Source organism: Butyricimonas sp. Marseille-P3923 (genome assembly GCF_900184685.1).
Classification (GTDB): Bacteria; Bacteroidota; Bacteroidia; order Bacteroidales; family Marinifilaceae; genus Butyricimonas; species Butyricimonas muris.
In genome coordinates this window covers 738,843-753,552 of sequence record NZ_FXXL01000007.1, presented here as the reverse complement: position 1 = coordinate 753,552, position 14,710 = coordinate 738,843, and the positions used below count along the sequence as shown (strand labels likewise).

At 40.2% G+C, this 14,710-nt stretch carries 14 protein-coding genes; 11 read left to right on the top strand and 3 right to left on the bottom strand.

Features of this window, described 5'->3' with window-relative positions:
* Positions 1-92: 92 nt before the first annotated feature.
* The 6 genes from rpsF to CS948_RS14700 all read left to right on the top strand — a co-directional run bounded on the left by rpsF (position 93) and on the right by CS948_RS14700 (position 5,752).
* Positions 93-440, top strand: a complete 348-nt coding sequence (rpsF, locus tag CS948_RS14725; protein WP_199691956.1) for a 30S ribosomal protein S6 — start codon at positions 93-95, stop codon at positions 438-440.
* A gap of 3 nt (positions 441-443) precedes the next feature.
* Positions 444-713, top strand: coding sequence for a 30S ribosomal protein S18 (gene rpsR / locus CS948_RS14720; protein WP_018336357.1), 270 nt, complete (start codon positions 444-446; stop codon positions 711-713).
* Between the two features lie 21 nt (positions 714-734).
* Positions 735-1,175 carry a 50S ribosomal protein L9 gene (rplI, locus tag CS948_RS14715; protein ID WP_099292461.1) on the top strand — a complete coding sequence of 147 codons (441 nt, stop codon included), beginning with the start codon at positions 735-737 and terminating at the stop codon, positions 1,173-1,175.
* A gap of 128 nt (positions 1,176-1,303) precedes the next feature.
* Positions 1,304-4,054, top strand: a complete 2,751-nt coding sequence (gene uvrA, locus CS948_RS14710; RefSeq protein ID WP_099292460.1) for an excinuclease ABC subunit UvrA — start codon at positions 1,304-1,306, stop codon at positions 4,052-4,054.
* Positions 4,055-4,097: 43 nt separating this feature from the next.
* A complete protein-coding gene (locus CS948_RS14705) occupies positions 4,098-4,859 on the top strand; it encodes a dihydroorotate dehydrogenase electron transfer subunit (RefSeq protein WP_099292459.1) in 762 nt (253 codons plus the stop codon).
* The gene (locus CS948_RS14700) at positions 4,847-5,752 is read left to right on the top strand and encodes a dihydroorotate dehydrogenase (protein WP_099292458.1); all 906 of its coding nucleotides are present in this window, start codon (positions 4,847-4,849) and stop codon (positions 5,750-5,752) included. Before CS948_RS14705 ends, CS948_RS14700 begins: the two co-directional genes overlap by 13 nt.
* A 56-nt stretch (positions 5,753-5,808) precedes the next feature.
* On the opposite strand, the gene CS948_RS14695 is transcribed toward CS948_RS14700, so the two are convergent.
* Entirely contained in the window at positions 5,809-6,231 is a 423-nt protein-coding gene (locus tag CS948_RS14695) for a helix-turn-helix domain-containing protein (RefSeq protein ID WP_099292457.1), read from the bottom strand.
* 649 nt (positions 6,232-6,880) lie between these two features.
* On the opposite strand from CS948_RS14695, the gene CS948_RS14690 reads away from it, so the two are divergent.
* A complete protein-coding gene (locus CS948_RS14690) occupies positions 6,881-8,659 on the top strand; it encodes an aminopeptidase P family protein (RefSeq protein WP_099292456.1) in 1,779 nt (592 codons plus the stop codon).
* A gap of 57 nt (positions 8,660-8,716) precedes the next feature.
* Here the strand turns inward: CS948_RS14690 and CS948_RS14685 are convergent, their stop codons facing one another.
* Positions 8,717-9,448 carry a hypothetical protein gene (locus tag CS948_RS14685; protein WP_099292455.1) on the bottom strand — a complete coding sequence of 244 codons (732 nt, stop codon included), beginning with the start codon at positions 9,446-9,448 and terminating at the stop codon, positions 8,717-8,719.
* A gap of 192 nt (positions 9,449-9,640) precedes the next feature.
* Here CS948_RS14685 and CS948_RS14680 point away from each other — a divergent pair, with 192 nt between their 5' ends.
* Together CS948_RS14680 and CS948_RS14675 are read left to right on the top strand one after the other, a co-directional pair.
* Positions 9,641-10,174, top strand: a complete 534-nt coding sequence (locus CS948_RS14680) for an RNA polymerase sigma factor (RefSeq protein ID WP_099292454.1) — start codon at positions 9,641-9,643, stop codon at positions 10,172-10,174.
* A complete protein-coding gene (locus CS948_RS14675) occupies positions 10,167-11,456 on the top strand; it encodes an outer membrane beta-barrel protein (RefSeq protein WP_099292453.1) in 1,290 nt (429 codons plus the stop codon). The genes CS948_RS14680 and CS948_RS14675 overlap by 8 nt, the downstream gene beginning before the upstream one ends.
* On the opposite strand, the gene CS948_RS14670 is transcribed toward CS948_RS14675, so the two are convergent.
* Complete coding sequence (locus CS948_RS14670; RefSeq protein ID WP_099292452.1) at positions 11,453-11,938, bottom strand: hypothetical protein; 486 nt, start codon at positions 11,936-11,938, stop codon at positions 11,453-11,455. The genes CS948_RS14675 and CS948_RS14670 overlap by 4 nt on opposite strands.
* Before the next feature lie 199 nt (positions 11,939-12,137).
* Here CS948_RS14670 and purH point away from each other — a divergent pair, with 199 nt between their 5' ends.
* Together purH and CS948_RS14660 are read left to right on the top strand one after the other, a co-directional pair.
* Complete coding sequence (purH, locus tag CS948_RS14665) at positions 12,138-13,676, top strand: bifunctional phosphoribosylaminoimidazolecarboxamide formyltransferase/IMP cyclohydrolase (RefSeq protein ID WP_099292451.1); 1,539 nt, start codon at positions 12,138-12,140, stop codon at positions 13,674-13,676.
* A gap of 7 nt (positions 13,677-13,683) precedes the next feature.
* The gene (locus CS948_RS14660) at positions 13,684-14,706 is read left to right on the top strand and encodes a rod shape-determining protein (RefSeq protein WP_018336345.1); all 1,023 of its coding nucleotides are present in this window, start codon (positions 13,684-13,686) and stop codon (positions 14,704-14,706) included.
* Positions 14,707-14,710: the final 4 nt, after the last annotated feature.

Here is a 14,710-nt window from a genome sequence, read left to right as displayed (position 1 = left end):
GGATTTCTTTGTAAATCCAAACAAAAGTGCTAACTTTGCGGGCGATAAAATAATTTTTATTAGATTAATGTATTAATAAACAATCAGTTATGTTGAATCATTACGAAACCGTTTTCATCACAACTCCCGTTTTATCTGAAATACAGGTAAAGGAAGCGGTAGAAAAATTCAAGGCTGTTATTACCGAAAATGGAGGTAATATCGAGCACGAGGAGGCTTGGGGTCTACGCAAGCTGGCTTATCCAATCCAAAAGAAGACGACAGGTTTTTATCACTTGTTTCAATTCGAAGGAGAAGGAACTTTAGTTGATAAACTGGAGACTTCTTACAGACGAGACGAAAAAGTGATTCGTTTCTTGACGTTCAGATTAGACAAGTATGCTTACGAGTATGCATTGAAAAGAAGAGCAAAAAATCAAGTAAAACAAGAGGAGAAATAAGCCATGGCACAGAACGAAAGTGAAATTAGATATTTAACCCCCCCAACGGTTGAAATCAAAAAGAAAAAGTACTGTCGATTCAAAAAAGCAAAAATCAAATTTATCGACTACAAGGATCCGGAATTTTTAAAGAAATTCTTGAACGAACAAGGCAAGATTCTTCCCAGAAGAATTACCGGAACTTCTGTAAAGTACCAAAAGAAAGTAGCAACCGCAGTGAAGAGAGCAAGACATCTTGCTTTGTTGCCCTACTTAACCGACTTGATGAAATAATTTTAAGGAAGGAGGACACAAATGGAGATAATTTTATTGACAGATATAGCAAACTTGGGACATAAGGATGACATCGTTGATGTTAAGCAAGGTTACGGTCGTAACTATCTTATCCCTCAAGGTTATGCTATTTTAGCAACCCCTTCAGCAAGAAAAGTTGTAGCGGAAAACTTGAGACAAAGAGCTCACAAAGAAGCTAAATTAAAAGCTGAAGCAGAAGAATTAGCAGCACAATTAGCAGAAGTAAAACTTACCATCGGTGCTAAAACCAGCTCTACCGGTAAGATTTTCGGTTCTGTAAACAGTATCATGATTTCTGAAAGTCTGAAAGAGAAAGGATTCGATATCGACCGTAAGAAAATCGTACTGAAAGACGTAAAAGAAATAGGAACTTATACCGCCCTTATCAAACTTCATAGAGAAGTAAAAGTTGATGTAGAGTTCGAAGTAGTTTCCGAATAAATTAAAACAAGTCATTAACAAGACTTAAACGCATTTCCAAACATATTCCAAACGCTAAAAGCACCCCTCAAAGGGTGCTTTTTTTGTGAGAAAAGTCGTATCTTTGTAGATATTTTGGAAGGACTGATATGAGTAAGCAGAGAATAGAGTTGAAAGGAATACGGGTGCATAACCTGAAAAATATAGATCTTGACATTAAATTAAACCAGTTGGTGGTTATTACCGGGGTTTCCGGTAGCGGTAAATCATCATTGGCTTTTGATACGTTATATGCCGAAGGACAGCGGCGTTACGTGGAAAGTCTTTCTTCGTATGCGCGCCAATTTCTTGGAAGATTGAATAAACCGGAATGCGATTACATTAAAGGTATCCCCCCTGCCGTTGCCATCGAGCAGAAAGTAAACACATCGAACCCGCGTTCAACGGTGGGAACATCCACGGAACTTTATGACTATATTAAACTTCTGTATGCCAGAATGGGGAAAACCTTTTCACCTGTTTCCGGTGAAGAAGTAAAACGTCATAGCGTGGATGATATAAGCCAGTATATACTGGAGCAAGAAATGGAACAAACCGTTATCATTATGGCAAAATCCAAAGACATGACGGACGATGGACTTCCTCTCTTGGTCAGTCAAGGATTTTCGAGAATTAAATACGGGGACGAATTTATCCGTATTTCCGATTTGATTGATAAAAATGAATCACTTACTCCTGACAAAGAGATTTTTCTAGTAATAGACAGACTTCGGATAAACCACGAGAAAGATACCGTTTCAAGAATCAAAGACTCGATAGAAACCGCTTTATACGAGGGTAACGGAACTTGTTACGTGGAAATAGACGGAAAGATAAAGTCTTTTTCGAATAAGTTTGAAGCCGACGGAATCACGTTCCAAATCCCGACAATAAACACGTTCAGTTTCAATTCTCCTATCGGGGCTTGTCCCAGATGCGAGGGATACGGGAAGATTCTGGGAATTGACGAAGATCTTGTGGTACCTAATAAATCTTTAAGTGTTTATGATGATGCCGTCATGTGTTGGCGGGGAGAAAAAATGAGCGAGTGGAAACACTATTTCATCAAAAATGCGCACAAGGTAAATTTTCCCGTGCATACCCCCTATTATGAATTGACGGAAAAAGAAAAAGATACCCTTTGGAATAACGAGAGTGGTATATACGCGTTCTTCGAGTATCTTGAATCCAAAAAGTTCAAAATACAGAACCGCGTGATGATTGCACGTTATACCGGTAAAACAAAATGCCCGGTATGTCATGGAACCCGATTAAAAAAAGAAGCCACTTACGTGAAAATAAACGGTAGGGCTATAACGGAACTTGTAGATATGCCTATCACGGAATTGAAAACATTCTTTGACACGTTGGTACTTTCCGAACACGATCAAGTTATTGCCGCTCGTGTGCTTCCGGATATTCATAACCGGATTAATTTCTTACTGGATGTCGGATTGGGATACTTGACTCTTAATAGGTTATCTTCTTCTCTGTCCGGTGGTGAGTCACAACGGATTAACTTGGCAACCTCTCTAGGGTCGGCCTTGGTCGGTTCTTTGTATATTTTGGACGAACCGAGTATCGGACTTCACTCTCGCGACACGGATCGCTTGATCAACGTGTTGCATCGTCTTCGGGACTTGGGAAACACGGTCGTTGTCGTGGAGCATGATGAAGATATTATAAAATCTGCCGATGAAATTATTGACGTAGGACCATTGGCCGGACGTTTAGGCGGTGAAATTATTTTCCAAGGTTCGTTGAAGGAACTAAAAAAAGCGAATACATTAACGTCAGACTATATTTACGGGGAAAAAACGATTCCTGTGCCTGCCGTCAGAAAGAAATCGGAGCGCAAAATTGTACTTACTGGGGCAACAGAAAACAACTTGAAGAATATTGATGTCACGATTCCTTTGGGCGTGATGACCGCGGTAACCGGAGTAAGTGGTTCCGGGAAAAGTACATTGATTAAAACGATCCTCGTTCCCGCCCTGAAAAAATACTACGGTGATTATTCCGATCGTACCGGGAGTTTTAATAAATTATCCGGTGATATTGATATGATACGCGGGGTTGAATTTATAGATCAAAATCCGATTGGTAAATCCTCTCGTTCCAATCCGGTGACTTACTTGAAAGCATGGGATGATATCCGGAAAATATACGCGGACGAGAAACTTTCAAAATTAAACGGTTTCAAACCGGCACACTTTTCTTTTAACGTACCGGGAGGACGATGTGAAGAGTGTCAAGGAGAAGGTATTATTAAAGTTGAAATGCAATTCATGGCGGACGTTTACCTTGAATGCGAGCATTGCAAAGGGAAGCGTTTCAAGGATGAAGTGTTGGAAATCAAGTACAAAGACAAGAACATCTACGATATATTGGAAATGACGGTAAACCAAGCTGTCGAGTTTTTCTCTTCCGGGACAAGCCATAGCGAACGGAGTATCGTGGCGAAACTGCAAAAATTAGTCGATGTCGGGCTTGGGTATATCAAGTTAGGACAAGCTTCCAGTACATTAAGTGGTGGAGAAAGTCAGCGGGTAAAATTAGCTTATCATTTGAGCCAAGAGAATGCTGATCCTACCCTTTTCGTGTTTGACGAACCCACGACAGGTCTACACTTTCATGATATCCACAAACTGATGGACTCGTTGAATGCCTTGATAGACAGGGGGCACACGGTACTGATTATCGAGCATAACATGGACGTGATCAAATGCGCTGACAACATTATTGACCTTGGTCCCGAGGGAGGAAGTGAAGGCGGATACCTCGTGTTCGAGGGGACTCCCGAAGAATTGGTGAAATGCCAAAATTCGTACACGGGTAAATATTTAGCAGAGAAATTATAAGAGAAATGATTATAAATGAAAATTACTGGGAAATATTGAGTAAATGAAAAAGATTATAGATTTCACGGTCAAAGAAAACCAAAGGTTGAACGATGATACCATCTTATTGGTATTACATTCACCGGAACTCCCGGAGATAAAACCGGGACAATTTGTCAATGTCCGGGTAGACCATTCTCCGTCAACCTTTTTAAGAAGACCGATATCCGTACATGATGTAGATAAAGAGCAGGGATTACTTTATCTTTTCATCAAGATCGTGGGATGCGGCACTTCAACCATGGGAGAATTGCAACCCGGAGAGAAGTTGAATGTTATACTGCCTTTGGGTAATAGCTTCACTATACCTTCTTCTGGTAGACCATTATTAATTGGTGGCGGTTGTGGAGTAGCTCCTATGTTACATCTTTCTCGGGAAATGAAAGCCCGGGGATTATCTCCGGTAGTTTTAATCGGGACTCGCACTAGTAAAGATATTCTTCGTAAGGAGGAATTTGAAAAATACGCCACGGTTTATTACACGACCGAGGATGGTTCTTTCGGGGAAAAAGGATACGTGACACAACATTCAATATTGAATGAAACATTTGACAGTATCTTTTGTTGTGGTCCCGAAGTGATGATGAAAGCAGTTGCCGCTTATGCTAATTCCAAAAATATAGAGTGTGAGGTGTCTTTGGAAAACACGATGGCATGTGGCATCGGGGCTTGTTTATGTTGTGTGACAGACACGAAAGAAGGCAACAAATGCGTGTGTACGGAAGGTCCTATTTTTAATATAAAAGACTTGAAATGGCAGATTTAAGCATCAATATCAACGGTTTATCTTTAAAGAATCCCGTGCTTACGGCATCCGGGACTTTCGGCTACGGAACAGAATTTCAAGATTTTATTGATCTTGAACGTTTGGGAGGATTTATCGTGAAGGGTACAACTCTCAAGCATCGTGAAGGAAATCCTTATCCCCGTATGGCGGAAACTCCTTCCGGAATGTTAAATGCCGTGGGATTGCAAAACAAAGGTGTCGATTATTTTATAGAACATATTTACCCGACTATCAAAGATATCAAGAGTAATATTCTTGTTAACGTTTCCGGCTCTACTGTCAGCGATTACGTGGCAACGGCAGAGAAAATCAATGAATTGGAAAATATTCCCGGGATAGAATTGAATATCTCTTGCCCGAACGTGAAAGAAGGCGGAATGGCTTTCGGTACCTCGTGTGCATCTGCATCCGAAGTGGTGAAGGAAGTTCGTAAGGTTTATAAAAAACACTTGATGGTGAAATTGTCACCCAACGTGACCAGTATTCAAGAAATTGCCCTCGCGGCGGAGAGTGCCGGAGCGGATTCCGTTTCTTTGATCAACACGCTTATGGGGATGGCAATAAATGCCAAAACGAGAAAACCGGTTTTGAGTACGATAACCGGGGGATTAAGCGGACCATGCGTGAAACCCGTGGCACTCCGGATGGTATGGCAAGTTGCCAAAGCTGTTAAAATTCCGGTGATAGGTTTAGGTGGAATTTGTAGTGCAACCGATGCCATCGAATTTCTACTTGCCGGAGCATCCGCAATACAAATCGGAACGGCGAATTTTATTGACCCGACTGTGACAATCAAAGTGATTGATGGGATTAATGAATACCTCGACCAGAACGGTTTCAAATGCTTGAGAGATATTATCGGTTTAATTTAACTTGACTCTCTTACATCTAAGTTGATTTCTGTAACGCTTAGATGTAAGAGAAGTCTTTATTTCTCGTAATCTTCAAAACTCCCGTCTTCAAAAAAGAGAACAATCCGTTTAATTTTCTTTGTCGGAGATTTGGCAATCGCTTTACCGATAATTTCTATTTCTGTTTTCTTTTCTTTTTCTTGAATCGGGGTGTCTGTTTGTTTTTTAGGCTCATCCAAATCAAATAAGGTAGGTTCCTCGGAAAAATGATTATTCTCTTTTTTAGAGGAGGAAGTATACATGGAGCCATTCCCGGTTATCAACCAACCTAAATCTATATCCGGAAAAGTTTTTGCAATATTATTGATAATATCAAATCCCGGTTTATTTCTTCCGGCTAGAATATGAGAGATCGTGGAGGCATTCACTCCAATCAGAGCGGCAAATTTAGTTGCGGTTAATCCTCTTTGCTCTATAATTTGATTTAATCGTTCTTGCATAACTCCCTCCTTTTGTAAAATTCTACATTACAAATGTAATGCTTCTTGTTGAGTTTTCAAAATTACATTTGTAATGGAGCGTATTTACAAATGTATTACATAGAATGAGGAGTAAGAATGTAATAACTGGATTATATTTATATTACTCTAATAAACAATTAGTTCGATTGTATTTATAACATTACAGATTTAACGCTACTTCAAATAATTGATATATCATTAATATTCAACTATTTAACAACAGTAGATGTCTTGTTTTTATATTCGAGTAAAACTTCGTAAAAACAGTATAACATATTGGTAAATAGATGTATAACTTATATTGTTTACATTTATTCACAAGAACTTAAGGATCGGGATAGAGAAAATAAAGGTTTTCACTTGAATCATCACAATAGAATAGATGAATATACATATTGGTTTTCAGTATATTAAATTCAATTGTATATAGATGTTAATACATCATTTCGCCTTTATGGATCATATCTCCTATCTTTCTGACATGATTAAATTCTGTTTTTTCCTAGAACTTGATGACATTACAAATGTAATCACAAGTATCAATAATATTTTATTTACAAATGTAACATTCGTGTGCTTTGTTATCTGCTTTAAAATCTTTACATTTGAAAAAATAAAAAATCAAGTCATGACGATACAAGAGAAACTTACAGAATTAAGAAGGATTATGCGACGTGAGAATATTTCCGCTTATATTATATCCGGTACAGATCCTCACAATAGTGAATATCTTCCCGCTCCTTGGCAACAAAGAAAATGGATATCCGGTTTTACCGGCTCGTTCGGAACCGTAGTGGTAACAAACGACGATGCCGGATTGTGGACAGATACCAGATATTTTATTCAAGCAGAACAGGAATTAGCGGGTTCTGGTATCGCATTGCATAAACTTCGGATACCGGGTGCCGTGGATTACCCGCAATGGTTGTCCGAAGTGTTGGAAGCTGACTCTAAAGTAGGTATAGATGGATTTTGTATGTCTGTTAGCGATGTGCGCAATCTAAAGAACGTGTTGTCCCCCAAGAATATCACTGTACAAGAACAGATTGATTTACTTGGAGAAATGTGGTTAGACCGTCCTGCTTTCCCTATGGGAGAATTAATGCGATTGGATTTGAAATATGTCGGAGAATCGGCAAGTGAACGCGTTGCACGTGTACGACAATTTATTTCGGCTCAAGGCAGTGATGTCATGTTGTTTAGCTGTTTGGACGAAATCGCTTGGATGTACAATATTCGTTGTAATGATATATCTTACAATCCTCTGGCGATAGCCTATGCCATAGTGGAGAAGGAAAAAGCCCATTTATTTATTAAATTGGATAAAGTAACCCCGGAAGTTCAACAACAGTTACAGGCAGATGGTATTGAATTGCATGATTATCACCATTTATTCTTATTTCTGGATGAACAGGACAAAGAGAAGAAGTATTTGGTAGACACGAATACTTGTAATTATGCCGTGTACTATCATTTAGCAAAACGGTTCGAAACGAAGGAAGTGGAATCACCTGTACCGTTAATGAAATCAGTGAAAAACGAAACAGAACTGGAAGGCTTCCGGTTGGCTTGTAAAAAAGACGGTGTGGCATTGACAAAATTCTTCTACTGGTTGGAAAAGAATTTGACGAAGAGAACGATTACGGAACTTGAAGCCGCGGAGCAATTAGGTAAATTCAGGGCAGAGAACGAGGGCTATATGTCGGATAGTTTCGGATGTATTTCAGCGTATGGAAAAAACGCCGCTCTACCGCATTATTCCGCTACACCGGAACAACAGTCCGAATTACAGCCGAAAGGTTTATATCTGGTGGATTCGGGGGCACAATATATACACGGTACAACGGATGTTACAAGAACGATGCCGTTAGGTGAATTAACTCGTTTGGAGAAAGAAGATTACACCTTGGTTTTGAAAGGAATGATTGACCTTAGTCGGCTATATTTCCCTAAAGGCTCAAAAGGATGTAATATTGACATAGTTGCAAGGTTGCCTTTATATATGAATTTAAGGAATTTCGGGCATGGAACCGGACACGGTGTCGGGTATTTCCTAAATGTTCACGAGGGACCGCAATCCATACGCCCTGATCTTAAAAATCAAGAAATACTTCCCGGAATGGTTACTTCCAATGAACCGGGTTTATATCGAGAAGGTTTACATGGTATCCGCCACGAGAATTTGATTGTTTGTCAACCTAAAGCGGAGAACGAATTTGGCGAATTTTATCAGTTTGAAACCATCACACTCTGCTATTTTGATACATCCGCCCTTTTAGTTGAATTGTTAACTAAAGAGGAAATCGAATGGCTAAATGAATATAATGAGCGGGTTTATAAAGAGGTTTCGCCTTATTTGATAGATGAAGAAAAGAAATGGTTAAGAAGCAAAACTCAGAAAATATAACCTCCAAAAAAAACGCCTTGAATATAAGGCGTTTTTTTTTATTATTGACAAGTTATTTTATTCTGCTTTTGAATAAGAAGTTGATTTGCCTTCCTGAACAACCCCAAAATTACCATTACTTGATGTTCCGGTAATAGCAACAATTGTTAATGTATAAGTATTTCCCGCTGCCAATTTTTTTGCAAAAGTTGCTTCTTCCAAAGATTTCTCACCCTCTGCCGTATAACTTTCAATAACGGCACTTTGGTAAAGAGATGCACTTCCGGATGTTCTAGCAATTAATAAATATTCTGTTGCATTCTCAACTTTATCAAAGTTAAATGTGAGTTTTTTTGTTTGGCTATCATAAACAATATCTCCTTTTAATTTCCCCTTCATGGATTTAGTGATCGAACTAAAAGATAAAGAGAAAGTTGCAGGATCACCATCAGTATTAGTCGCAGAAATTGAATATGTTTCTTTAGGTAGTTCTGAAGAAGACTGCGAACTGGAGCTGGTTATTTGCCAATTTGCCCCGTAATCATCAAGTTTCGTTGGAATCATAATTCCACTACTTGAACCTGATGCGGTACATGATTTGATATAACCATTTCCATACACGATAATAACCGGACTAAATCTATTGGTTGTTGTAGCATCTTCTCCCTCACCTTCTTCTGTTACCGTTTGATTAATATATCCGGTAGCTGCAATCTGAAAATCCGGATCGTCACTCTTCAAGCAGGATGTCAAGGAGAACACCGCTGCGAATAAAATTAAGCATTGTTTCAAATTTAAAAATGTTTTCATTTTAGCTGTTTTTTATAGTTTAAAATATTCGTAATTGCATTTGATTTTTGAAATTACACTGCGAATATTCGCAAAAAAACGATAGGATGCAAAAAAAACGGCAGCTTTTTAGTTGGTAATGAATTTTTTTTATTTTTTCGCGTAACGAACGCAACCATTTGCGCAAAACCGCATCTAAGAAATAAGTTATCAATGTGTAATTTGGACAAAATAGTAGAGCGATGCAAGAAAGGAGACAGAAAAGCGGGAGAACAACTATATAATATGTTCTCTGCTAAAATGTTTGCTATATGCATTCAATACTCCAAATCACGCGAAGAGGCTGAAGATAACTTACAGGATGGTTTTATAAAGATACTGGAGTCTATCAGGCAATACACGGGCAAAGGCTCCTTTGAGGGATGGATGAAACGTATATTTATTAATACCGCGTTGGAAAAATACAGGAAAAACCGTTCTCTGCAAGTTGTCGAAGAAGTCCCGGAAGTAATGGATGAAGACGATATTGATGATAATTTGAGCATTCCGTCGGACGTGTTGTTCGAGTTTGTCAATCAATTACCGGAAAAGTATCGGTTGGTGTTCAACTTGTATGTCATGGAGAACATGCAACATAAGGAAATCGCCGCGATGTTGGGTATTTCTGACGGTACGTCAAAATCCAATCTGGCACGGGCAAAAGATATTTTGAAAAAGAAGATAAATGCATATTTGAGAGATGAGTGAGAATTTAGAGAAATTGTTTAAAAATGCCATGGAACAGGTTTCCGTCGAGCCTCCGGCACGAATATGGGAAAGGATTGATTCCCACTTCGTGATGAAGCAACGACGCTTGAAACGCATATATACATATAGCGGAATTGCGGCTGCTGTTATTTTACTGCTGTGCATTACTTTTGTTATTCCCAATCAACAAGACACTCTCTACTCTCCCACTCCTATTGCTGCTATACAACCAATTGATAACTCTCAGGATGAAAACCGAATACTAGCATTTACTTCAACTCCTCATTCAATTCCGGCAGTTACCCGTAAACGGGAAACAAGACAGTCCGGTATGGATTCGGGGACAATCACTCCCGTGCAACTCGCGATTCAATCTTCAAGCGGTCTGGAAGTGGAGCAGCCCGAGAGTGAATTGAAAAAAACAAGTGTTCGTGCGGAATTTATCCCGTTGGTAAACGGGAATGCCCTGCAAAATCAAAAGGAGTATATGGCTTTGTTGGATGGTCGAGCACCTGTTGCAAGTACTCCTAAAGAGAAAAAACTTTCCAAGGAAGAGAAAATATTTATGGTTGGAGGTTATATCTCCCCCGGGTATTCATCGGGAAATTACCATGTAAATAATCAAGCTGCTCGTTCCGCTCAATTTGATAACAGTTCGATGAGTGGTATATTCAATTTAGGTGGAGGGTTGACCTTTGCGGTGAAACCTAGCAAACGTATATCTATTGAAACCGGATTGGGATATTCCAGAATGGGACAAAAGACATCAGATGCACAGGTTTTCGTGCCTCGCGGTGATATGGTAAGTTATACTGCTAATACACATGCCTATACTCCACTTGGTAACGTGAAGAATCAAGCAAAAGCGACAGTTTCCAATTCAGAGAATTATTTGTCCTTAAAAGGAGAACAAGATGAAGAAGGAAGTATCGAGCAGCAATTTGATGCCATCGAGATCCCGTTAGCATTCCGTTTCCATTTGAACGATAACAAGATTCGTTTCAGTATATTGGGTGGTCTTGGTGCAAGTTTCCTCGTGCGTAATCATACTTACGTGAATTATAGCGGTAAAAAAGAATTAATGGGAGAAGCTGAAAATATCCGGACGTTTAATATCAGCACGAATGTCGGTTTCGGTATTGAATACCCATTATCTAAATCCATTCGCCTTAAATTGGAGCCGGGATTCAAATATTATCTACAATCGCTTAGTAAGAATAGTGATATTGACTTCAAGCCTTATTCTTTCACTTTCTCTACCGGTATCGGAATTAATTTCTAATATTTCCGATTCAAGATTTCACTAGCGATGATGGCTTGACGGATATCCAGTTCGAAATGCTTATTTTGGATTTTCGTTTGTTGCTCGTTAGACGGTTCCTCTTCTTCCTCTTTAAATAAAGTCGTGATTCGTTTCCCTCGAACTTTTCGGGCTTCTTGTTGCATTCTTTCCAACATGGCATAGCGTTCTTCATCCGTTCTCCCGAAACCCGTGATACTTTCCTCTTTTTCTTTTTCCAGTTTTTCGGAAAGTTCCTCGTCTTGCCATACAGGTTGAAATATTTCTTGGGGTTTAAAAATTTCCGGTTGCTGCGTTATGACTACCATATCATCATCCGATTCATCAAAAAATTCTTCCGGCTGCTGTACAACCGGACGTGCATTTTTGGCTTTCTTTTCTCTGGAGGACTTTATTAAACCCACGGCTCCAGCCCCTAAGGTCAACGCCAAGTAAACAATCAAATCAAGTGCGCTATCACTCATAATATCAGTATATAAATGGCTTTAAAAGCCTTTCGTGAAACCTAAAATTTTATCAAATATACGTATTTTTCAAACACATGGAAACGATATTGAGAAAAATATTACACGAAACCATTTTTTATTTAAAGAAATACTATTCTTTTTTTTACCTTTGTCGGCAAAGTAATATTACGTTCATACAAAAAAATAAAATATCCGGATGAGAACGAAAAGAGCATTAATCAGTGTATTTGACAAAAGTGGGATTGTTGATTTTGCTAAATCGCTAAATTCTATGGGTTGGGAAATCATTTCTACCGGAGGCACATCCAAGAAGCTAAAGGAAGAAGGAATTAACGTGAAAGATATTTCCGACATAACCCGATTCCCAGAGTGTTTTGACGGTAGAGTAAAAACTCTTCACCCGAATGTAGAAGGAGGAATTTTAGCGATCAGGGACAACGAGAAGCATAAACAGCAAATGACCGAATTGGGGATTGAACCTATTGATATGGTCGTTTGTAATCTATATCCGTTCAAGGAAACCATTTTAAAAGCAGGAGTTTCACACGAGGAAATTATTGAAAATATTGATATCGGCGGACCGACGATGATTCGGGCAGCCGCAAAGAATTATCCTTTCGTGACGGTAATTACCGATCCGGAAGATTATAGTAAGGTGATAGAAGAAATTCAAGCAAACGGGGATACTTCTGTCGAAACCAAGGAATTATTAGCAGCGAAAGTGTTTATTCACACATCTCATTATGATGCTCTAATAGCCAACTATTTTTCAAAGAGATTGAATATCCAATCTCCGAAGACACTGACTCTGACTTACGAAAAGAAACAGGATCTTCGTTACGGGGAAAATCCCCATCAAGCTGCCACTTTCTACACGCAAGTGCAGGAAACAGAGGGAACTTTACCGGGAGCCGTTCAATTGCAAGGAAAAGAATTATCCTATAATAATATAGGTGATACCGACGGTGCGCTGGAAGCATTGAAAGAATTCGACGAACCGACAATCGTGGCAGCCAAACATGCCAATCCCTGCGGGGTCGGAAGTGCCGCTACATTAGCAGAGGCATTCAAAAAAGCGTATGATGCGGATCCGGTATCTATTTACGGCGGTATTGTTGCCGCGAACCGGGAAATAGACAAGGCCACGGCAGAAGTTATGGCACCCGTTTTCCTTGAGGTCGTTGTAGCACCCTCCTTCTCGGAAGAAGCACGTGCTATATTCGCGAAGAAAAAGAATTTAAGATTATTACAATTATCCGATATTACCAAGAGAGATTATACGTGTTCGAAAGCGAAAACCGTGCTCGGGGGATTGTTGATTCAAGACATGGATTTGCAACTTCTGGGCGGTGAATTACAATACGTGACCAATCGTCGTCCGACAGAAAAAGAACTGGAAGATATGCTATTCGCGTGGAAAGTGGTAAAACACACGAAATCCAACGCTATCGCTATCGCGAAAGATAAATGCACGACAGGGGTCGGTCCGGGACAAGTCAGCCGGATATGGGCTTTGGAGAATGCAATCCGTCAAGGCGGCGAACGTATTCCGGGTAGCGTGATGGCATCCGATGCCTTCTTCCCGTTTGCCGATTGCGTGGAAGCCGCTCACAAGGCCGGTATCACGGCTATTATTCAACCGGGCGGGTCTATCCATGACCAAGATTCGATTGACGCGGCAAACAAGTATGATATTGCGATGATTTTTACAGGAATGAGACACTTCAAACATTAATAGAATTATGGGTTTGTTTTCTTTTTTAACACAAGATATAGCGATAGACTTGGGAACGGCAAACACTATCATTATCATGAATGATAAGATGGTTGTAAACGAGCCTTCCATCGTGGCTATCGACAAAAAGACGGAAAAAGTGATTGCTATCGGCGAGAGAGCACGCCAGATGCAGGGTAAGACACACGAGTATATCAAGACCATTCGCCCTCTTCGCGATGGTGTGATTGCAGATTTTAACGCCGCTGAACAGATGATTCGGGGAATGATTAAAATGGCGAACGGGAAAAGCAAGTTCTTCTCCCCGTCCCTGCGTATCGTGGTATGTATCCCTTCGGGAAGTACCGAAGTGGAATTACGTGCCGTTCGCGACTCTGCCGAGCATGCCGGGGGACGTGACGTGTACATGATTTACGAGCCGATGGCTGCCGCCTTGGGTATAGGGTTGGATGTTGAAGCCCCGGAAGGAAACATGATCGTGGATATAGGTGGTGGTACCACCGAGATCGCGGTGATTTCTTTAGGGGGTATCGTGACCAACAAATCTATCCGTATTGCCGGTGATGACTTGACGGATGATATTCAAGAGTACATGAGGCATCAGCACAATATCAAAATCGGTGAGCGTACTGCCGAGGAAATCAAGATTCATGTAGGCTCCGCGCTTTCCGAGTTGGACGAACCGCCGGCCGATTTCGTGGTACAAGGTCCTAATCAAATGACCTCGCTCCCGGTTGAAGTGCCCGTGTCTTATCAAGAAATAGCACACTGTATCGAGAAATCCATTTCCAAGATCGAGATTGCTATTCTCGCGGCGTTGGAACAGACGCCACCGGAATTGTATGCCGATATCGTGAACAAGGGTATTTATCTCGCCGGTGGTGGAGCGTTGCTTCGCGGGCTCGACAAACGTTTGACCGACAAGTTGAATATTCCGTTCCATATTGCCGAGGATCCGCTTCGCGCCGTGGCACGAGGTACGGGTATCGCGCTAAAGAATGTAGATAGGTTCTCATTCCTTATAAGATAGTGAT

Bases quoted from the DNA above. Each gene is read 5' to 3' on its own strand.
- rpsR (WP_018336357.1), top strand. From the start codon at position 444: ATGGCACAGAACGAAAGTGAAATTAGATATTTAACCCCCCCAACGGTT.
- rplI (WP_099292461.1), top strand. From the start codon at position 735: ATGGAGATAATTTTATTGACAGATATAGCAAACTTGGGACATAAGGAT.
- uvrA (WP_099292460.1), top strand. From the start codon at position 1,304: ATGAGTAAGCAGAGAATAGAGTTGAAAGGAATACGGGTGCATAACCTG.
- CS948_RS14705 (WP_099292459.1), top strand. From the start codon at position 4,098: ATGAAAAAGATTATAGATTTCACGGTCAAAGAAAACCAAAGGTTGAAC.
- CS948_RS14700 (WP_099292458.1), top strand. From the start codon at position 4,847: ATGGCAGATTTAAGCATCAATATCAACGGTTTATCTTTAAAGAATCCC.
- CS948_RS14695 (WP_099292457.1), bottom strand. From the start codon at position 6,231: ATGCAAGAACGATTAAATCAAATTATAGAGCAAAGAGGATTAACCGCA.
- CS948_RS14690 (WP_099292456.1), top strand. From the start codon at position 6,881: ATGACGATACAAGAGAAACTTACAGAATTAAGAAGGATTATGCGACGT.
- CS948_RS14685 (WP_099292455.1), bottom strand. From the start codon at position 9,448: ATGAAAACATTTTTAAATTTGAAACAATGCTTAATTTTATTCGCAGCG.
- CS948_RS14680 (WP_099292454.1), top strand. From the start codon at position 9,641: ATGTGTAATTTGGACAAAATAGTAGAGCGATGCAAGAAAGGAGACAGA.
- CS948_RS14675 (WP_099292453.1), top strand. From the start codon at position 10,167: ATGAGTGAGAATTTAGAGAAATTGTTTAAAAATGCCATGGAACAGGTT.
- CS948_RS14670 (WP_099292452.1), bottom strand. From the start codon at position 11,938: ATGAGTGATAGCGCACTTGATTTGATTGTTTACTTGGCGTTGACCTTA.
- purH (WP_099292451.1), top strand. From the start codon at position 12,138: ATGAGAACGAAAAGAGCATTAATCAGTGTATTTGACAAAAGTGGGATT.
- CS948_RS14660 (WP_018336345.1), top strand. From the start codon at position 13,684: ATGGGTTTGTTTTCTTTTTTAACACAAGATATAGCGATAGACTTGGGA.